General features: G+C 63.7%; 16 protein-coding genes and 1 rRNA gene. 11 read left to right on the top strand and 6 right to left on the bottom strand.

Features of this window, described 5'->3' with window-relative positions; translation table 11 throughout:
* The 3 genes from rrf to ACIQC5_RS21245 form a co-directional block, all read left to right on the top strand.
* Positions 1 to 94, top strand: a 5S ribosomal RNA gene (gene rrf / locus ACIQC5_RS21255); the annotation flags it as partial.
* 207 nt (positions 95 to 301) lie between these two features.
* Positions 302 to 796, top strand: a complete 495-nt coding sequence (locus ACIQC5_RS21250; RefSeq protein WP_400287038.1) for an SRPBCC domain-containing protein — start codon at positions 302 to 304, stop codon at positions 794 to 796.
* Positions 789 to 1,310: a GNAT family N-acetyltransferase gene (locus tag ACIQC5_RS21245; protein WP_400287036.1), complete on the top strand. Its 522-nt coding sequence runs from the start codon at positions 789 to 791 to the stop codon at positions 1,308 to 1,310. Before ACIQC5_RS21250 ends, ACIQC5_RS21245 begins: the two co-directional genes overlap by 8 nt.
* A 49-nt stretch (positions 1,311 to 1,359) precedes the next feature.
* On the opposite strand, the gene ACIQC5_RS21240 is transcribed toward ACIQC5_RS21245, so the two are convergent.
* Together ACIQC5_RS21240 and ACIQC5_RS21235 are read right to left on the bottom strand one after the other, a co-directional pair.
* The gene (locus tag ACIQC5_RS21240) at positions 1,360 to 2,385 is read right to left on the bottom strand and encodes a LacI family DNA-binding transcriptional regulator (protein ID WP_400287035.1); all 1,026 of its coding nucleotides are present in this window, start codon (positions 2,383 to 2,385) and stop codon (positions 1,360 to 1,362) included.
* Positions 2,386 to 2,405: 20 nt separating this feature from the next.
* Complete coding sequence (locus ACIQC5_RS21235; protein ID WP_400287034.1) at positions 2,406 to 4,121, bottom strand: glycoside hydrolase family 13 protein; 1,716 nt, start codon at positions 4,119 to 4,121, stop codon at positions 2,406 to 2,408.
* A 211-nt stretch (positions 4,122 to 4,332) separates the two neighbouring features.
* Here ACIQC5_RS21235 and ACIQC5_RS21230 point away from each other — a divergent pair, with 211 nt between their 5' ends.
* The 8 genes from ACIQC5_RS21230 to ACIQC5_RS21195 all read left to right on the top strand — a co-directional run bounded on the left by ACIQC5_RS21230 (position 4,333) and on the right by ACIQC5_RS21195 (position 14,837).
* Positions 4,333 to 5,631, top strand: a complete 1,299-nt coding sequence (locus ACIQC5_RS21230) for an extracellular solute-binding protein (protein WP_400287032.1) — start codon at positions 4,333 to 4,335, stop codon at positions 5,629 to 5,631.
* Positions 5,632 to 5,727: 96 nt separating this feature from the next.
* Positions 5,728 to 7,443 carry an ABC transporter permease subunit gene (locus tag ACIQC5_RS21225; protein WP_400287031.1) on the top strand — a complete coding sequence of 572 codons (1,716 nt, stop codon included), beginning with the start codon at positions 5,728 to 5,730 and terminating at the stop codon, positions 7,441 to 7,443.
* Positions 7,440 to 8,372: a sugar ABC transporter permease gene (locus tag ACIQC5_RS21220; protein ID WP_400287030.1), complete on the top strand. Its 933-nt coding sequence runs from the start codon at positions 7,440 to 7,442 to the stop codon at positions 8,370 to 8,372. Before ACIQC5_RS21225 ends, ACIQC5_RS21220 begins: the two co-directional genes overlap by 4 nt.
* Positions 8,373 to 8,374: 2 nt before the next feature.
* The gene (locus ACIQC5_RS21215; RefSeq protein ID WP_400287029.1) at positions 8,375 to 10,333 is read left to right on the top strand and encodes a glycoside hydrolase family 13 protein; all 1,959 of its coding nucleotides are present in this window, start codon (positions 8,375 to 8,377) and stop codon (positions 10,331 to 10,333) included.
* 273 nt (positions 10,334 to 10,606) lie between these two features.
* The gene (locus tag ACIQC5_RS21210) at positions 10,607 to 11,023 is read left to right on the top strand and encodes a hypothetical protein (RefSeq protein ID WP_400287027.1); all 417 of its coding nucleotides are present in this window, start codon (positions 10,607 to 10,609) and stop codon (positions 11,021 to 11,023) included.
* Positions 11,024 to 11,313: 290 nt separating this feature from the next.
* Entirely contained in the window at positions 11,314 to 12,747 is a 1,434-nt protein-coding gene (locus tag ACIQC5_RS21205; protein WP_400287026.1) for an FAD-binding oxidoreductase, read from the top strand.
* A gap of 151 nt (positions 12,748 to 12,898) precedes the next feature.
* Positions 12,899 to 14,248, top strand: a complete 1,350-nt coding sequence (locus ACIQC5_RS21200; RefSeq protein ID WP_400287025.1) for an MFS transporter — start codon at positions 12,899 to 12,901, stop codon at positions 14,246 to 14,248.
* A gap of 103 nt (positions 14,249 to 14,351) precedes the next feature.
* Entirely contained in the window at positions 14,352 to 14,837 is a 486-nt protein-coding gene (locus ACIQC5_RS21195; protein ID WP_400287024.1) for a pyridoxamine 5'-phosphate oxidase family protein, read from the top strand.
* Between the two features lie 78 nt (positions 14,838 to 14,915).
* On the opposite strand, the gene ACIQC5_RS21190 is transcribed toward ACIQC5_RS21195, so the two are convergent.
* Genes ACIQC5_RS21190 through ACIQC5_RS21175 form a run of 4 tightly spaced genes read right to left on the bottom strand, consistent with a single transcriptional unit; the run spans position 14,916 to position 19,232 of the window.
* Positions 14,916 to 16,133: an amidohydrolase family protein gene (locus ACIQC5_RS21190; protein WP_400287022.1), complete on the bottom strand. Its 1,218-nt coding sequence runs from the start codon at positions 16,131 to 16,133 to the stop codon at positions 14,916 to 14,918.
* 23 nt (positions 16,134 to 16,156) lie between these two features.
* The gene (locus ACIQC5_RS21185) at positions 16,157 to 17,179 is read right to left on the bottom strand and encodes an ABC transporter ATP-binding protein (RefSeq protein WP_400287021.1); all 1,023 of its coding nucleotides are present in this window, start codon (positions 17,177 to 17,179) and stop codon (positions 16,157 to 16,159) included.
* 8 nt (positions 17,180 to 17,187) lie between these two features.
* On the bottom strand, positions 17,188 to 18,234 hold the full coding sequence (locus ACIQC5_RS21180; RefSeq protein WP_400287020.1) for an ABC transporter ATP-binding protein: 1,047 nt from the start codon (positions 18,232 to 18,234) through the stop codon (positions 17,188 to 17,190).
* Positions 18,231 to 19,232 (bottom strand): ABC transporter permease, encoded by a 1,002-nt coding sequence (locus ACIQC5_RS21175; protein WP_400287019.1) that lies wholly within the window; start codon positions 19,230 to 19,232, stop codon positions 18,231 to 18,233. Before ACIQC5_RS21175 ends, ACIQC5_RS21180 begins: the two co-directional genes overlap by 4 nt.
* Positions 19,233 to 19,247 lie beyond the last annotated feature (15 nt).

Raw genomic sequence — 19,247 nt, 5'->3', positions numbered from 1 at the left:
AACGCCCGGTCCCATTCCGAACCCGGAAGCTAAGACCCACAGCGCCGATGGTACTGCACCCGGGAGGGTGTGGGAGAGTAGGACACCGCCGGACATAAATTAACGGGAAGCCCCGACCATGAAGGTCGGGGCTTCCTGCATTTAAGACTCAATGGACATGTATTGTCCCCTCCTTGGGAAACCACACCAAAAGCAACCCACACCAAAAGCATCCGAACCCCAGAGATCCGGCCACCCACGCAATCTGAGGGGCGAGGGTCTGGGCAACCAAGCGGAGCTGGCCCCGGTAGAGTTGATGGTCATGGACAGTCTCTTTAGCCACCTTGAACCTGAGTCATCGCAGTCCCAGGACGCCGGCCAGGAACTTGAGCCTCTGGTGCTCACGGTCGTAGTGCCATCGACAGTCGCACACACCTTCATGGGCTTCACGGACCATCCGCACCTGTGGTGGCCCCTTGAAGACCACGGTGTGTTCGGGGCGGGATCGCACGTCGAGTTTGAAGAGAACCTCATCCTTGAGACGGCTGAGGATGGCCGCACGTCTGTGTGGGGAACCATCGATGACTGGCAGCCACCTTTGTCCTTCCACGCGAGCTGGTACCCGGGAAGTACGGCTCTCTGGTCAACGGAACTTCGTGTTGCTTTCCGTGCCGTGGAGGGCGGTACGGAAGTGCGCCTGGTTCATGATGGCTGGGAAGGTGCCGAGGACCCGGCGGCCACCAGAGCGGCGTACGCGGAAGGCTGGCCGGGCGTTCTTGAGCGTTTCGCACGGTTCATGGGCGGAGCCGTTGCCTAGAATCCGGAGGCTGGATCCCGGCGATTGGCAGTTGCTCAAGACTGTTCGCCTGGAGATGTTGGCCGATACGCCCATGGCCTATGTGGAGAGCCTGAAGGCAGCCCGCCGGCAAACGGACAGCCAGTGGCAGGAGCGGGCTTCGGCGATGTCCGGGGACTCGAGCGTCACCCTGATTGCTGACGCAGGCGTGGAGGGAAGCAGGATCTGTGGCCTGATGCGTGTCGTCGTCAAACACCCGCAGGATGAGCTCAGGCCACTGCAGGCCATGCTCATCAGCGTCTACGTCGCCCCGGAGCACCGTGGCCTGGGATTGGCGGACGAACTCCTGCGCGAGGCATGCCACACAGCTAAGACCGAGCTTTCAGCCGTGTTCCTTGAACTCGGTGTTCATGAGGACAACTCCCGGGCTATGTCCTTCTACGAACGTCATGGCTTCCACGCCACTGGCGCCAGCCGGCCTTACCCGCTGGATGCATCAAAACTCGAGCTGACCATGGAACGCCGTCTGGACTAAGCCGGCGGGCCAGCGGCCCAACGCCAAGAGCCCCAACGCCAAGAGACGCCTACCGCGGCTCGCTGGCCTTGGGAACAGCTGTGCTCGATCGGATTACGAGCTTGGTGGGGTGTGCGGCGTCGGCAGGTTCCAGGTCCAGCCCATTGTTGATGGCACCAAGGAGCGTCCGAACTGCCAGCGCGCCCTGCCCCTTGGCGTCCTGGTCAATCGTGGTCAGGCCCATGACAGTGCCGAGGTCGTGCCCATCAATGCCGATCACGGAGAGGTCATCCGGGATCCGCAGGCCAAAGTCGCGGGCGGCCAGGATGGTGCCGATAGCCATTTCGTCGGACGCCGCGAACACGGCGGTTGGCCGTTCGGGTGAGCTGCCGAGCAATTGCCGGGCCGAAGCGTAGGCGCCTTCTATGGTGAAGTCCGCGGAAACGATCCATTCGGGGCGGACTGTACAGCCGGCGTCGTTCATTGCCTTTTCGAAACCGCCACGGCGGGTGCCGGGCAGCTTGAAATCCTGCTCGTACGCCTCGTCGCCGGTTATGTGGGCGATGTTGCGGTGCCCGAGGCCGATCAGGTGGTTCGTGGCCCTTTCGGCGATGGTGAAGTCGTCAATCCGGATGGTGGACGCTCCGGGCAGGGGACCGCCGATGCCAACGAGCGGCCGGTGAATGGCAAGGAGCTTCTGGATCTCGTCCTCGCTGAGCTCCAAGGAAACAGCGATGACCGCATCCACGCGCTTGCGCAGCAGGAAGTCGTTGAAGACGCTGTGCCGGTGCGCGGGGTTCTCGCCGATGTTGTACAACGTGAGGTCGTAGCCGGCTTCAAGCAGCGCCGCCGAGGCGCCCTCGATCACCGCCGAATAGAACCAGCGGTCCACCGAGGGCACCACGAGGCCAACATTGTGGGTGCGGCCGGAGGCCAGACTCGACGCGTGATAGGACAGCACGAAGCCGAGTTCGGAAGCAGCTGCACGGGCGCGTTCGCGACTGGCCGCAGAGACGTTGCCCTTGCCGCTTAGCGCACGCGAAACCGTGGCAACGGAGAGCCCCGCGCGTTCGGCCACGTCCTTGATGCCGGTCATGGCGCTCCTCCGTGGAAAAGTTAGCTGGTGGTGAGCCAGATGGTCTCTCCTGAGCCTAGTGGATCGTTGCGGTCCGCTGCCGAACTGCGAAGCAGCACCTCGCCTTCGGGAAGCGGTATCGGCTCAGAGCCGACATTCATGACCACCAACGTGCTGCCGTTGAGGTACGCGAGCGAGGTGTAGCTGCAGTACTCCTCCACCCATGCCAAGGAACCGCGGCCGAGCTGGTGCGCGGAGCGTTGGCTAAGCATCTCCCGGTAGAGGTTAAGGTGCGACGCCGGATCGACCTGCTGCTTGTCCCTCGCCAGATCGCCCCACGACTCGGGCAACGGCAGCCAGGGCTCTTCACCGGAACCGAAACCAGCGTGCATCTCTGAAGAACGCCATGGCAGTGGCACCCGGCAACCGTCCCGGCCGATCCGTTCGCCACCGGTGCGGGCGAAGGTTGGATCCTGGCGCAGGCTGCCCGGAATGCTGGTGGAATCCGGGAGGCCGAGCTCTTCTCCTTGGTAAAGGTAGGCGCCACCGGGCAGGCCGAGCATGAACATGGTGGCCGCGGCAGCCCGGCGTCGTCCGAGGTGTTCGTTGGGCTGCGGATCGCTGGGACCGATGCCGTCGCCGTCGCGGGGCCCGGGGCCGTCGTAACCGAAGCGTGAGGCGTGCCGTACGACGTCGTGGTTGGACAGCACCCAGGTGCTGGGCGCGCCGACGGCGTCCAGTGAGACGAGCGAGTCGGTGATGACGTACCGCAGGCGGCCCAGATCCAGCCCCGCATGCAGGAACGGGAAGTTGAATGCCTGATGCATTTCATCGGGCCGGACCCACTGGGCCAGCCGGGGGAGCGGATCCACGTTGGCTTCTGCGCAGAGGATGCGGTCCGGGCCGTACTCCTCCAGGATGGAGCGCCAGCGGCGGTAGATGTCGTGCAAGGCATGTTGGCCGAACATCGGAGCGTCCTGCCCCGGGAAGCCGTCCGAGCTGTTGCCGTCGGCGCGTCCACCCCAGTTGGGCAGGCCGGTTGCCTTGACCAGCGCGTGGGCTACGTCCACACGGAAACCTGAGATGCCCCGGTCCAGCCAGAAGCGGAGGACACGTTCGAACTCGGCGTGGACTGCAGGGTTGTCCCAGTTGAAGTCCGGCTGCGAGGAATCGAAGAGGTGCAGGTACCACTGCCCAGGCTGCCCGTCCGGTTCGGTGATGCGGGTCCAGGCGGGCCCGCCAAAGTGCGACTGCCAATTGTTGGGCGGCTCGGTCCCCTCCGCTCCCTGGCCGTCGCGGAAGATGAACATGTCCCGTTCAGCGCTGTAGGCGGGAGCCGAGAGTGCTGCCTGGAAGGCCACGTGCTGATCTGAGCAGTGGTTCGGGACGAGGTCTGCGATGACGCGCAGCTGCAGGCGGTTCGCCTCCGAAATGAGGGCATCGAAGTCGGCCAGGTTGCCGAACAGGGGGTCGACGTCGCAGTAGTCGCTGACGTCGTAGCCGGCGTCCCGCTGCGGTGACCTGTAGAACGGCGATAGCCAGACGGCGTCGACTCCCAGTTCCGAGAGCTGGGGCAATTCAGCCGTGATACCTGGGAGGTCGCCGATGCCATCGCCGTTCAGATCCCGGAACGAGCGCGGATAGATCTGGTAGATGACTGCGGAACGCCACCATCCGTGTGCCGTGGAGGCGTCGTGGACTGGCGTCAAGGTGGCGAAGGCGGGGGCCTCGGCTGTGAGCAAGGAATCAACGGACATAGGGACATCGTATGAGAGAACAACCAGAATTGAAAGCGCTTCCAATCCCATCAATCCCTTGATTCCAATTGAGTTACACGCCGGACGTTTCCCAATGACCCACTTGACGTGTAGTGTTTGGAAGCGCTTGCAGTTTGTGAGCCACATCACCGACGATGCCACGAGGCGCATAGAGCCCTCCCGTGGAACCAGAATGACGAAAGGGACACCAATGAAGGTGCACAACACCCTCGCGACCCACACAACCAGGCGGGTCTTCGCCACCGGCGCCATCTCCGTTGTTGCTGCCCTGGCGCTGAGCGCATGTGGTGGCAGCGCATCCACAACCCCGAGTTCGGAAGCAGCCAAGCCCGACCTCAAGGCCGCCGGTGCGGGCACCATCACCATGTGGGTGGATGCGGAGCGCTCCCCGGCGCTGAAGGAAATCACCGAGAAGTTCAAGACGGACACTGGCATCGAAGTGAAGCTCGTGGTTAAGGACTTTGCAGCCGTCCGTGATGACTTCATCACCCAGGTCCCCACGGGCAAAGGGCCGGACCTCATCGTCGGACCGCACGACTGGATCGGCAAATTCGTCCAGAACGGCGTGATCGCACCCGTCGAGCTCGGCGATAAGGCTGCCGGATTCCAGGACTCCTCGATCAAGGCCATGACCTACAACGGCGCCGTCTACGGCGTCCCGTACGCGATCGAAAACATCGCCCTCCTGCGCAACACGAGCATCGTGGACGCCAAGGCCACCACGCTGGACGAAGTAGTGGCCAACGGCAAGAAGGCCGTGGCAGACGGCAAGGCTACCTTCCCGTTCCTGGTGGGCATGGACCCCAAGCAGGGCGATCCTTACCACCTGTACCCGCTGCAGTCTTCCATGGGCTCGCAGGTCTTCGGCAAGAACGCCGACGGCGGCTACGACGCCAAGCAGCTCCTCATCGGTGACGCTGCCGGCGTCGAATTCGCCAAGAAGCTGGCCGCCTGGGGCGATGCCGGCGAGAAGATCATCAACTCGAACATCACCGGTGACATCGCCAAGGAGAAGTTCCTGGCCGGGGAATCCCCGTACTTCCTGACGGGTCCGTGGAACGTTCCGGACGTCCAGAAGAAGGGCATCAAGTTCGCCGTGGATGAGCTGCCCACTGCCGGCGGCGAGGCAGCCCAGCCGTTCATCGGCGTCAACGGATTCTTCATCAGCGCCAAGAGCGCCAACGCCCTCGCCACCAACGAATTCGTGACCAACTACCTGACATCCGAGTCCGCACAGGACTCCATGTACACGGCCGGCGGCCGTCCTCCGGCGCTCAAGGCTTCGTTTGAGAAGGCCGCCAGCGATCCGGTAGTGGAGGCCTTCGGCAAGATCGGCGCCACCGGCGTTCCTATGCCGGCCATCCCGGAAATGAGCGCGGTTTGGGCTGACTGGGGCGCCACGGAGCTCTCTATCATCCAGGGCCAGGCAGACCCCGCTGAAGCCTGGGCCAAGATGGCAGCCAGCATCAAGTCCAAGATCGGCGGCTGACGCCGCAACCGGTGACTCCACCGGTCTGCCGGGGGCCGGGCGGCCCACCACCGCCCGGCCCCGGCAGACGCCACCCTTTTGTCTCCAAGGAACGCCATGCCTAAGCCAGACCTCCTCCATGAACCGCCAGCGCCCGACGCCGGTGCTCCCGCCACATCACGCCGTAGGCTCGCCGCAGGCGGCCGCGTCGCCGCCAGCGGCGAAGCGTCCTTCCGCGGGCCGGGTACCTCTCCCGAACAGGGGCGGAATCCAGCCCGCAAGGTCAGACGCGGACCTGATTCCCTCAAGGGCATCATCATCAAGATCGTCCTGCTGGGCCTTGTGGATGCTCTGGCCGTCTACGTCCTGATGATGCTGTTCCTGAGCCAGTCGTGGGGTGCGCTGGCAGTGTCGTCGTTGGTGGCTCTCGCCATTAACTGGATCTACCTTCGCAAGGGCGGCCTTCCAGCCAAGTACTTGGCTCCGGGAGTGTTGTTCCTGTTGGTGTTCCAGGTGTTGGTGGTGCTCTTCAGCGGTTACATCGCTTTTACCAACTACGGAGACGGTCACAACAGCACCAAGGAAGACGCGATTGCGGCCATCCAGTTGACTGCGCAGAAACGCGTCCCGGATTCGCCGGCTTACAAGGCCTCGGTGCTCACCAAGGGCGACGACTACTACTTGTTGTTCACGGACCCTTCGGGCAAGGTGCAGTTGGGCAGCACGGCTGAGCCCCTCGCTGAGGTAACGGACGCCACCAAGGACTCCACGGGCAAGGCCAACTCCCTTCCCGGCTACCAGACGCTCAAGTTCCAGGAGATCGTGGCCCATCAGCAGGAGATCCTCAAGATCACCGTTCCGGTGTCCGAGAATGCCGCCGACGGAACGTTGCGAACCGCAGACGGCAGCACGGCCTACCAGTTCAAGCCGGCGCTGAGTTACGACGCCGCTGCCGACACCTTCACGGACAGCGAGACCGGTGCCGTGTACAGCGACAACGGCAAGGGCGCCTTCGCCAACGCCAGCGGTGAAACTCTCACCACAGGGTGGAAGATCGATGTCGGCATGGACAACTTCGCCCGGGCATTCACCGATCCGAGCCTTCGCGGACCATTGCTGGGCGTGATCATCTGGACGTTTACGTTCTCCATCGCATCGGTTGCCCTGACCTTCATCCTTGGCCTGTTCCTGGCCATGACATTCAACCGTGAGGACCTGCGCGGCAAGAAGGTGTACCGGATCCTCATGATCCTGCCGTACGCGTTCCCGGCATTCCTGTCCGGACTTGTGTGGTCCGGCATCCTGAACCCTGAGTTCGGTTGGCTCAACCAGACCCTGCTCGGTGGTGCGAACATCGGGTGGCTTACCGATCCGGTCCTCGCCAAGATCAGTGTGCTGGTGGTCAACCTCTGGCTCGGCTTCCCGTACATGTTCCTGGTGTGCACGGGTGCTCTTCAATCGTTGCCCACCGAACTGGACGAGGCCGCCCGTATGGATGGGGCGTCGGCATGGCGCGTTTTCCGCTCCATCAAGCTTCCGCTGCTCCTGGTATCCGTGGCTCCGCTGCTGATCTCCTCCTTCGCGTTCAACTTCAACAACTTCAACGTCATCTACATGCTGACTGGTGGAGGCCCGCGTTTCGCGGACACTGACCGGGACATTGGAGCCACGGACATCCTGATCACGCTCGTCTACAAGGTCGCCTTCGGCCAGGGCACGGGGCGCGATTATGGCCTGGCCAGCGCTCTCGCCATCATCATCTTCATCATCGTGGCCACCATCTCGGCCATCAGCTTCAAGCAGACCAAAGCACTCGAGGACGTGAACTCATGAGCGTACGCACACTCTCCGCCGCCGAGGAAGCAACGCTCGACGGCGGACCCTCACCTTTGGCGCCTCGCCGCAGGCCGTTTGGGGTTTGGTTCAAGGACAAAGGCTGGCGGCATGTGGTGGGGGTTGTCACCACCATCTTCGCGATCTTCCCGCTGCTGTACGTGTTGTCCGCGGCACTGGACTCCAACGGCACCTTGGTGGGGTCCAACGGACTGTTCTCCAGATTTGATACCGGCAACTTCGTGGCCCTCTTCAGCGATCCGAGCCGTCCCTTCGGACGATGGTTCGTGAACACCCTTGTAGTAGGCGTCGTCACGTCGGCGGCAACGGTCTTCCTGGGTGCCATGGCTGCCTACGCGTTCTCCCGCATGCGCTTCAAAGGCCGCAGGATCGGGCTGTTGTCCCTGCTCCTGCTGCAGATGTTCCCGCAACTGTTGGCCGTCGTCGCGATCTTCCTGCTCCTGAGCGGCATCTCGCAGGTCATCCCTGCGCTGGGGCTCGGCAGTCAACTCGGGCTGATCATGGTCTACCTTGGCGGTGCGCTGGGCGTGAACACATACCTGATGTACGGCTTCTTCAACACGGTTCCGCAGTCGCTGGACGAGGCCGCCAAGATCGACGGTGCCAGCCACGTGCAGATCTTCTTCGGCATCATCCTTCGCCTGGTCACCCCCATTCTGGCGGTTGTGGGGTTGCTGGCATTCATCGGTATCTCGAGTGAGTTCGTGATCGCGAGTGTTGTCCTGACCGACCCTGACAGTCAGACACTCGCCGTGGGGCTCTACTCCTACGTTGCCCAACAGCGCTCCGAGAACTGGGGTGTCTTTGCGGCCGGCGCCGTGATCGCCGCCATCCCGGTCATGGCACTCTTCCTGTTCCTGCAGAAGTACATCGTCAGCGGGCTCACCGCCGGCTCCGTGAAAGGCTGACCATGCCCATCGTCCTCCCACACCACGACGGTTCTGAGCTGTACGCACCCGACTCCGTTTCTCTCGGCGACACCGTCCGCCTCCGGATCCGTGTTCCGCAAAGCTGGGGAGCGGCGTCGCGCGTTTGGGTCCGTTCCGTTCAGGACGGCGAACCGCGCTACGACGCCGCCATCCGGCTCGGCGCCGCCGATGGGTGGGACTGGTGGGAGGCTGCGATGCTGGTGGCCAACCCGGTGGCCAAGTACCGCTTCCTGCTGGAGGCCGATGAAGCGCACGACGGCGGCGCCCGTGGCCCGCGCTTTTGGACGCTCAACGCGCAAGGCCTCTTCAAGCGCGACGTTGCCGACTCCGCGGATTTTCGACTCACATCCTTCGCTCCGGCTCCCGACTGGCTGCACAAGGCAACCATGTACCAGATCTTCCCGGATCGGTTCGCCCGCTCCGCCCAGGCTGATGGGCACCCGGTGCCGGACTGGGCCATCGGCTGCGCATGGGAGACGCCTGTGGTGGGAGCAGGACCTGAAACGCCCGTCCAGTTCTACGGCGGCGATCTGCCGGGCATCGTGGACAAGCTGGACCACCTCCAGAGCCTCGGCGTGGACGTCGTCTATCTGACGCCGTTCTTCCCTGGCCGGTCCAACCACCGTTACGACGCATCGACGTTTGACTCCGTGGATCCGCTCCTCGGTGGGGACAAAGCGTTGGTGGACCTTGTGGATGCGGCGCACGCGCGGGGCATCCGCGTGATGGGTGACCTCACTGCGAACCATTCGGGTGATGCCCACGAGTGGTTCGTCAAGGCGGTCGCGGACCCCGGCTCTGAGGAGGCGGGCTATTACTACTTCAGTCCGGACCATTCTTCCTATGAATCGTGGTGGGGCGTTCAGTCGCTGCCAAAGTTCAACTGGGCCTCGGATGCGCTGCGCCGGAGGTTCGTTCTGGACGACGATTCGGTGGTGGCCCGCTGGCTGAAGCCGCCCTTCAACCTGGATGGCTGGAGGATCGACGTTGGGAACATGACAGGTCGCTTGGGTGCCGTGGACCTCAACCACGAGGTTGCGCGGCTCATCGCCGAGCGGGTACGGGAGATCAATCCGGAGGCTGCCCTCCTCGCAGAATCGACGTCCGATGCCGCGCCGGACTTCACCGGCGAACACTGGCAGGGTGCCATGACGTACTCCAACTTCACCCGCCCGCTGTGGTCCTGGCTCGCGGGAGATGCACCGGAGGTGAACTTCTTTGGCTCACCGCAGTCGGGTCCCAACAGGATCGACGCCGAGGACTTCCTGGCCACCCACCAGGACCTCGCCTCGGGATTTAGCTGGGGTGTGCGAAAAAACAATATGAATGCGCTCAACACCCACGACACCGCCCGGGCGGCGACCGTGATGATCGACGGCGGTCAGGAGTTGGGTGCCGTACTCATGTTCACGCTTCCCGGAGTTCCGGTGGTGTTCGCGGGCGACGAATTCGGCCTCGAGGGGTTCAACGGTGAGGATTCCAGGACTCCGATGCCGTGGGCGGCCGTGGAGGGCGAGTCCGTGCCGGGGCAAAAGTCCTCTGCGGGGCAGGACCCGGGGCAGGACCCGGGGCCGGAGCGAATCGTCAAGGATCTCCGAGCCAATTACGCACGTCTTGGCCGGCTTCGCCGTGAGCATCAGGCGCTGGCGAAGGGTAGCGTTCGCTGGATTCATGCCGAAGGCGATGCACTGGTCTTCATCCGGGAAACACCGGAGTCTTCCGTTTTGGTTGTGGCGGCCCGTGACTCCTCCGAGGTAATTCTGGATGCGTCCGTACTGTCCGCCGCGCAGTTGGAGGCGCTTGGCGAGCCGCCGGTGCACGTGGTCGGGCAGATCACGAGCACCAGCGTCGCCTCGGGTGTTGTTGTGCTGCACGCGGCGGGGACCTCCGCCGGCGTGTGGGCACTCCCGGGAACCCCGCTTCCCTCTGTCCTGCAGTGACGTAGGGCTATGACCCTGGCGGGGGCGGCTTGCGAAAAAGTGAAATATCCGACGCTGAGGTTTTGCGGGGCGTTGTAGGGGCCTGTAGTTGCCGGGTTTTTGGTGGTTGGCGCGTGGCCAGGTCTAGTCGCCAGTCCGGTTGCGGGTTCCCCGGACCGCAACCGGTCTCGTCGTGAATGGCAAGAGTGTGGTCATGGACTGCGTAGTGGAGGGTGACCGACGAGTGCGGCTATTCCGGGTACACGCTTTCAATTTCGTGCGAAAATACTGCTGATGATCCGGATTCTGATTCTTGCGTGTTTCGTGATCTTTGGCTACGGGCTGGGTTGGGTCGGCCGCTTCAGGTTGATTCTCAAAAGCGGTTCCCGAACCGAACGGGTCCTTGAAACAATCCATCTTGCAGGAGTCGCACTCCTGTCACTGATCATGATCGTGCTTCCCCCCCTGACCGGCTTTGATGGACGACCTGAACTCGCCTATGTAGCCTGCGCAATACTGTTTGTTTCCTTGGCACTCTTTTCCATAAGAGTTCAGAGCATCACCTTGTCCCTCAGTCCTGCCACTGGTTCAAAGGCGAAGCCCGTGGCAGAGCAACGCCAAAGCAAATGGCCCCACTCGGTGACCTGGTTCGCTGGCTACTGTCTCGCGGCATGGTACGTCGGAACCGTCTACGCAAAGTTTGGCTGGTGACAGGACCGGGCACGGTTTGGGAACTCGTCGATTATCTGACGCTAAGAGTTGTGGCGTTCGATTACGATCGTTCGTAAGACACTCCCTGGCGTCTTCGAGGGGCGGAACCACGCGGCACCCAACACGGTCACACGATTCAGGTCTCTCTGGCTTGGGAACATATAGACCTCACCATCGTCCGGCTGCGATCCGGACCAGGCTGCGAGCACTGGCTAGACTGGGACCACTGAAAACACTGCGAAGACTGCCGATTTGGCGTGTCCGCGGTGCTCAAGTGTGAAGGGACCACCTTGTCGGATGAAACGGCTACGGCCGCAACAACAGAGGAAAGCACTACGGGCCGGGGAGTCGGCCAGCAACGGTTCGTGGAGGAGCTGGGGGCAGGGCTCAGGCCGGGCCAGCTCGCCCAGGATGAAGCCACCCAAACTATCTACTCAGCAGATCAGGGACCCATGCTCGAACGGCACTTGCCGCTCGCCGTCGTCTGGGCTGAATCGGTAGAAGACGTCCAGCACATAGTCCGCACGTGCTCCGCATATGGGGTTCCCATCGTCGCACGCGGTGCCGGAACAGGGGTCTCGGGCGGGGCACACGCCACCCGGGGGTGCATCGTGCTGAGCCTGGAACGGATGAACCGCATCCTGGACCTCAACGCGGATGACGAGACCGCCGTCGTCGAACCCGGCGTGATCAACGCCGAGCTGAACGCCGCAGCCGCTGAGCACGGACTGATGTACGCGCCGGACCCGGCAAGCTTCAAGATTTCCACGATCGGTGGCAACGTGGCCACGAACGCCGGGGGGCTGCGGTGCGCCAAGTACGGCGTGACGCGGGATTCCGTGCTGGCGCTGGACGTCGTGATGGCAGACGGTTCATTGCTGCACACAGGCCATCAAACCTTCAAAGGGGTGGCGGGATACGACCTCACAGCGCTCCTTGTGGGCTCGGAGGGGACGCTGGGAATCGTGGTGGGTGTGACGGTTCGCCTGAAGTACCTGCCACGCGAAGTGCATACGATTGCCGCCTTCTACCAGGACTTCCGCAGCGCCGCGGCGGGAGTGTTGTCTGTGGGCAAGGCCCGCGTGCAGCCGGCCATCATGGAGCTCCTGGACAATGGAACGCTGGTGCAACTGGATGAGATGAACGGATCGGACCTCCAAACACGTGGAAAGTCCCTGCTGCTGATCCAAACGGATGGTTTCGGCGCCGCTGCCGAGGCTGCCGTGGTCCGCGAGGTGCTGGCGGCCGGGGGAGCGTCTGTCACCACAGAAGCCAGTGAAGAGGCCGAGATGCTGGTGGAGCTGCGCCGCAACAGCCGGGGCGTGGAGGTGGACGACGAGTTCCGCGTGGGCGAGGACATTGCCGTCCCACGCTCCAAGCTGGTGGACTTTGTCGCCGCCCTGGAGGCAATGGCGTCACGTTTCGACGTTCGACTCAAAGTTGTGGCCCACGCCGGCGACGGCAACCTGCACCCGACCTTCTGGATGGACCGCGTGGATTCCGCCACTGATGCAGACGCCTTGGTCCGGCTCAACGCGGCTCTGGACGAGTCCATCCGAGTGGGCCTGGAGATGGGCGGGACCATCACGGGTGAACACGGCGTAGGACAGTACAAGCTCCGCTGGCTGGGACTCGAGCAGCCTGAGCCCGTGCGCGAACTGCAGCGAAGGATCAAAGAGCTGTTCGATCCCGCCGGCATCCTGAATCCGGGCAAAGCGATCTGATTGCGATAGTCGGCCATCGCAATTTTGGTATCCCAAATACTTCTACGGTTCCGCTTCGTCACAATCCGCTCCTGAAATAGTGCATGTTTACAGACGCGCGATCTCCTCATAGTCTTACTTGGTATACCAAATTGGCTATGAGGAGATTGACGTGGGAGAAAAGCGCCAAGCCGCAGGCGGTCCGAGGCTGAGGACAATCATGGTGCTGCTCGCGTTGGTGATGGTTTCGATCAACCTCCGGCCGGCCATCACCACGATCGCCGGCGTCATGAGCCAGCTCGAGGGTGCCTTCCGGCTGGATCCGCACTGGCTGCCTCTGCTTGGGACGCTGCCGGTCCTTGCCTTTGGTGTGTCCGGGCCGATTGGGCCCAGGCTGGCGCGGCGGCTTGGAACCGGGCGTACCGTGGCTGTCGCCTTGCTGGTTTTGGCCGCCGCGCTCATTGTGCGGGTCGCGGTCCCGGCACTCCTGCTGCCCGGAACCTTCCTGGCTGGCATGGCGATCATGACAGCCAGCGTCCTGGTTCCGCAGATCGTCAAGGCCAACCGCGGCACGGGCTGGTGGACGGGCCTCTGCACCATGGGGTTCGGACTCGGTGCCGCCCTGGGCGCTGGACTCGTACAGCCCTTGGAACATGCCTTGGGCGGCAGCCTCGCCTGGGCGCTGGCGGTGTGGGCGGTGCCTGCGCTGTTGGGCGCTGTCCTGATCCAGCGCTCCGGTGGAAGCCCGACGTCGGCATCCACTACCGCGGGCAAAAGTACCTCAGCGGCCGGTGCAGTTACGTCGCTGACGCGGGATGCGCCGTCGTCGGCTGTCGCGCCGGAACTTGTCATTCCGCACCCCGTCACGCCGCACCCCGTCACGCAGGAGCCCGGCCTGCCGCTGCGGAAGCAACGGACAGCCTGGGCCGTGACGGCGTTCTTTGGGCTGCAGGCCATGCTCTACTTCGCCATCACGTCGTGGCTTGCCGTGTTCCTGGGCTCCAAAGGGCTCTCGTCCGCCGATGCCGCAGCATTGCTGGCATGGTTCAGCCTTGCCGGACTCCCTGCGAGCCTCCTGGCGCCGGTGCTGGCTGGGCGTCCCGCTGTTCTGCGAATCCTGGCTCCAGGCCTCGGCTTGTCGGTGGCACTCGCGCTCCTTGGGGTCATGGCAGCGCCAGCCGAGCTTCAGTTCCTTATGGTCGGCGTGCTGGGCGTGGTCCAGAGCGCGGGGTTCGGTCTGGCCATGGCCTTGGTGGTGATCCGCTCTGCCAGTCCGCAGGCGGCAGGGAAGCTCTCGGCGATGAGCCAGGGGCTCGGGTTTGCACTTGCCTCCCTTGGTCCGCTGGTGGCGGGGCTGCTCCATACCTGGACCGGTGGCTGGGAAGTGACGTTCTGGGCGCTCGCGGCCGAGGCTGTGGTGCTGGCTGGAGCCGGCTTCTTCGCCATCCGGGGGCCCGTGGTGGGCGTGGAGCCGGTGCCGCTGTCCGCGGAGCCCGGCACCAAGCCCTCGCTTGTTCGATAATTGCGCCGTACAACGCGTAGATGATCGAACAAGCCCGTGTCGCGCCGCGCCAACGGGAGGCCGGGGCCTGTTGGCGCGCAAATCCCCGGCGTATCCTCGCGTTATGACGAACTCAAGCGGGACGAATCCAGCGAGCCCTCCGGCAACGGAAATCCTGGAGACCAACGAATGCTGGGAGCTCCTCCGCGGAGTCTCCGTGGGGCGACTTGCCGTGGTGGTGGATGATCACCCGGACATCTTCCCTGTGAACTACAAAGTGGATCACGGGACCATGGTTTTCCGCACCGGCCAAGGAACCAAACTCCATGCAGCCCTTGGCGACGCCCCGGTTGCCATCGAGGCAGACGGCGTCAACCCTGAAACGGGGGTTGCCTGGAGCGTTGTGGTGAAGGGCCAGGCCTCAGCCGTCCAACTCACGCAGGACGTCTTGGATACCATCGGGCTGCTCCTGTTCCCTTGGGAAGCCGGGCAGAAGGACCAATTCATCAGGATCGTTCCTTCTGCCGTCTCGGGCCGCCGCTTCAAGGTCACGCCGCCCAATACTTGGTGGACTCCGTTGGATGATGCGCCCACCGCAAGAAGCGAATAGCCGCACGCGCCTGAACTCGCGACACAAAAGGCAGGTCCCTCCGGTTCAACTCGGAGGGACCTGCCTTGTTGTTGGACGCTAGAGGAGTTCCAGCTGGTCAGCCACAACCTTGCCCGCGTGGATGACCGTGCGGTCCTTGCCTCGGTCCATCACGGTGGAGGCGACCGTCTCGCCGTCCACCAGGAGCAGCTCAGCAGGATCGCCAACCTCGACACCGGGCCGGTGGGCTGTGTCCTTGAGGCGGGTGGCGTTGGGGTCCAGGATGCTGGCGCCACCGATCGTGGCGATCGCCAAGGCGTGCTCGATCAGCTCGTCCTTGCGGAAGCCGTGCGTGAACGCCAGCTGCCAGGTGCGGTCCAACATGTCCGTGTTGCCGTAGGGGGACCAGTAGTCGCGCTGGCCGTCCTCGCCCAGGCCCAGGCGGACCCCGGCCTCGGTGAGGAGCGGAATGGGCAACTGGCCGGCCGCAGACGGAGCCACGGAGGCCATGGAGACATCGAGCTCAGCGAAGGCATCGATGAGCCTGCGTGTGGTTGCCTCGTTGACGCTGCCCAACTGGTAGGCGTGGGACATGGTCACCTTGCCCTGCATCCCCAGCGCGCGGGTACGCTCGAGCACCAGATCCGTGCTGAAGACCCCCAGCTCGCCGGGTTCGTGCAGGTGGATGTCGATGGGCACCTGGTACTTCTCCGCCAACCCAAAGACGATGTCCAGGTGCTGCGCCGGATCCCGGTCCAGCGTGCAGGGATCGATGCCGCCCATTACGTTGGCACCGGCCTTGAGCGCCTCTTCCATGAGCTCCACCGTGCCTTCCTCACGCAGCAATCCAGCCTGCGGGAAAGCGATGATGTCCACAGAGGCTTGATCGGCAAACTTCTCTTTGGCAGCAGCAACGGCCTCGAATCGCTCCAGACGACAATCCACATCCACCTGGGCGTAGGAGCGGACCCGGGTGGTGCCGCGGGCGATCATCCGGCCGAGCGTGTCATTGACACGGTCCTGCAGGGGAACCTCGGCGTTGCGCCAGTTTTCGCGGTCGTTCATCATCATGGTCCACACGCCGGGACCGCCGGTGTGCTCCCGGAAGGGAAGGCCGATCCGCGTGGAATCCAAGTGCACATGGACGTCGGAGAAGGAGGGCAGCAACAACCGCCCACGTCCTTCCACTACCGTCACACCGTCCGGTGTGGCGCGGGCTGGGTCATGAAGCTCGACGCCGGTGATCTTGCCGCCAGCTACGGTGACGTCGCTGAGTGCTTGCCCCCAAGGACGGACGGCGCGGATCAAGGTATTCAATGTTTGCTCCTTTGATAGTGGGACTATTGCACACCCGCCAGGGCCGCGGCGGCCACCCCCGTGTGGTGGCAGGCCGGAGCGGAGGGACTGGCTGGTGCTGGAATCTGGTTCATGCAGCGCTGCCGCTGCTCCTCGGGAAGCGTGCCGATCAGCGGGCAGCGCGTCCGGAAAACACAGCCGCTCGGCGGATTGGCCGGCGAGGGCAGGTCACCGCGGAGCCGGATCTTCACTTGTTCACGCGCGGCGCGGGGGTCCGGCAGCGGCACAGCGGAGAGCAGGGCCTTGGTGTAGGGATGCAGTGGGTTCTTGAACAGCTCGTCCCGGGGGCCCTGTTCCACGATCTTCCCCAGGTACATGACGGCAACTTCGTCGGAAATGTGCCGGACCACGGAAAGATCGTGGGCAATGAAGATGTAGGAAACGCCGGTATCACGCTGGATCTCCTGGAGCAGGTTCACCACCTGCGCTTGCACGGAAACGTCCAGCGCAGACACAGGCTCGTCGCACACGATCACCGAGGGATTCAGCGAAATTGCCCTCGCGATGCCCACACGCTGCCGTTGCCCGCCGGAAAATTCATGCGGGAAACGGTTGTAGTGCTCCGGCTTGAGGCCCACCTGGTCCAGGAGCTCCTTGACCCGGTTCTTGAGGCCGCCCGCCGGAGTGATCTTCTGCGCCACCATGGGAGCGGCGATTGCCGTGCCAACGGTCTGACGCGGATTCAGGGACGCGAACGGATCCTGGAAGATCATCTGGACCTTGCGCCGGAAGTTGTACAGGTCCCGGCCACGCAACTGGCTGATATCGACGCCGTCCACCATGATGCGCCCGCCTGTTGGGTCCATGAGCCGGGCCACCATGCGGCCGGTGGTCGACTTACCGCAGCCGGACTCGCCCACGAGCCCCAATGTCTGGCCTCGAGCGAGACTGAACGAGACGCCGTCGACCGCTTTGACCGAACGCTTCGTTGCACCCGGCAGCAGCCCGCCCTTCATGGGGAAGTGCTTCTGGAGGTTCTCCACCTGGAGAATTGCCTGGTTTTCCATGGCGGGTCCTAACGCGAATTCCGGATGGTGATGATCTGGGGGCCGCTCAAGTGGCAGCGCTTGCCGTGGCCGTCTTCGACCTTCAGCTCAGGCCGCTGCTTGGCGCAGATGCCGTCACCGGCGAGTTCGGCGTACTGGCACCGTGCGCTGAAGATGCAGCCTTGGGGCAGGTCAAGGAGCGACGGCGGCTGGCCGGGTATGGGGTTCAGCCGGCTGGCGGCGCTGTTCAGCGTGGGCATCGAGTTAAGCAGTCCCAGCGTGTAGGGATGCTGGGTGTCGTAGAAGATCTCGTCAACGGGACCCGACTCGACGCATTGCCCGCCGTACATGACCAGCACGTTGTCGCAGATCTCGGCCACCACGCCGAGATCGTGCGTGATGAGGATGAGTGCCGAGTTGGTCTCTTCCTGGAGCTCCGACATGAGGTCCAGGATTTGTGCCTGAACCGTCACGTCAAGGGCCGTAGTGGGCTCGTCGGCGATCAGCAGCTCGGGCTCACAGATCAAAGCCATGGCAATCATGGCGCGCTGGCGCATGCCACCGGAGAAGTGGTGCGGGTACTCGTCGAACCGCTGGTCCGGGCTCGGGATGCCTACCCTTCCCAGCATGTCGACGGCGGCCGCCCGGGCCTGCTTCTTGCTCGCCTTGTTGTGGACCAAATACGCCTCGGCGATCTGGTGGCCCACCGTGTAGAACGGGTGCAGGGCCGAAAGGGGATCCTGGAAGATCATGCCAATGTTGCGGCCGCGGAGTTGGCGCATGGCGGATTCAGGCAGGGCCACAAGGTCCTGGCCTTGGAACATGGCGTGGCCGGTGACCTGTGCGGACGTGCCTTTGAGCAGTCCCATCAGCGCCTGGCTGGTGACGGACTTTCCGGAACCGGATTCGCCCACGATGCCCAGTGTCTGGCCACGCTCCAGAGCGAAGTCCATGCCGTTCACCGCGGAGACCACGCCGTCGTCCGTGGGGAACTTCACGGAGAGGTCGCGGACCTCGAGGAACGGGGCTGTTGCTGTGGCACCCGCCGTCGCGGTGTTGGTATGCAACTGGGTCATTGGAGCCTCACTCGGGGATCGATGGCAGCATAGGCGAGGTCCACCACGACGTTCGCGACGATCACGAAGAAGGCGGCGAGCATGGTGATGGCCATGGTGACGGGAAGGTCGCCGGATATCGCGGCGTGCACGGCGGTGAAGCCGAGGCCGGGAACGGAGAAGATCTGTTCTGTCAGGACTGCGCCGCCCAAGAGCAAACCGATGTCCATGCCGAGCATGGTGACAACGGGTGTAATGCCGGCACGGACGCCGTGCTTGAACGTGACAGTGCGTGGCGCAAGGCCCTTGGCACGGGCGGTCCTGATGAAGTCCTCGCCGAACGTCTCGATCATGTTGGTCCGGGTGACCCGGATATAGGAGGCGCTGAAAAGGACGGCCAAAGCGATCCACGGCAACAGGTAGTTGGCCACCCAGGCGGCCGGTCCTTGCGGGCCGAACGGGCTGTTGATCTCGTTGGTGGTGAAGGGTAGCAGATGCAACTGGTTGACGAACAGAAGCAGCAGGAACAGGCCCGTGACAGGGATCGGCAGCGAGACGCCAACGGAGGCGGCGCCCACAATGAACTTGTCCACGGGCGAACCCTTGCGGAGGGCGGCAAGAAGGCCAAGCCCGACGCCGGAAATTGTCCACAGCACCAAGGCGCCGATCGCCATGGAGAACGTGTAGGGGAGCGAGCGGCCGATGATGTCGGCTACGTTCTCATTCGTTTGGAAGGACTTGCCGAGGCAGGGCCATTCGCACAGTGTTTGCGCGCCGGGAGCGCCGATCATCCGCGGCGAGAAGAGCCCGCGCATGTAGTCGACGTACTGGATGAAGAAGGGCTGATCCATGCCCAGGGCAACGCGGGCCTCGGCGACGCGTTCGGGCGTGCATTCCTGACCGCAGGCGGCTGCTGCGGGGTCGGATGGGCCCAGCTGGAAGAGCGTGAAAGTGATGAAGCTGACCGCGGCTAGCAGCAGGACCAACGAGCCGGTCCTGCGAAGAATGAAAGTGATCATTGTGGTGGTTGCGGG

Origin of the sequence: Paenarthrobacter sp. NPDC092416, from assembly GCF_044755025.1 — a bacterium.
GTDB lineage: Bacteria > Actinomycetota > Actinomycetes > Actinomycetales > Micrococcaceae > Arthrobacter.
Note: the sequence above shows the minus strand (reverse complement) of the source record. Positions and strands in the feature narration are given on the sequence as shown.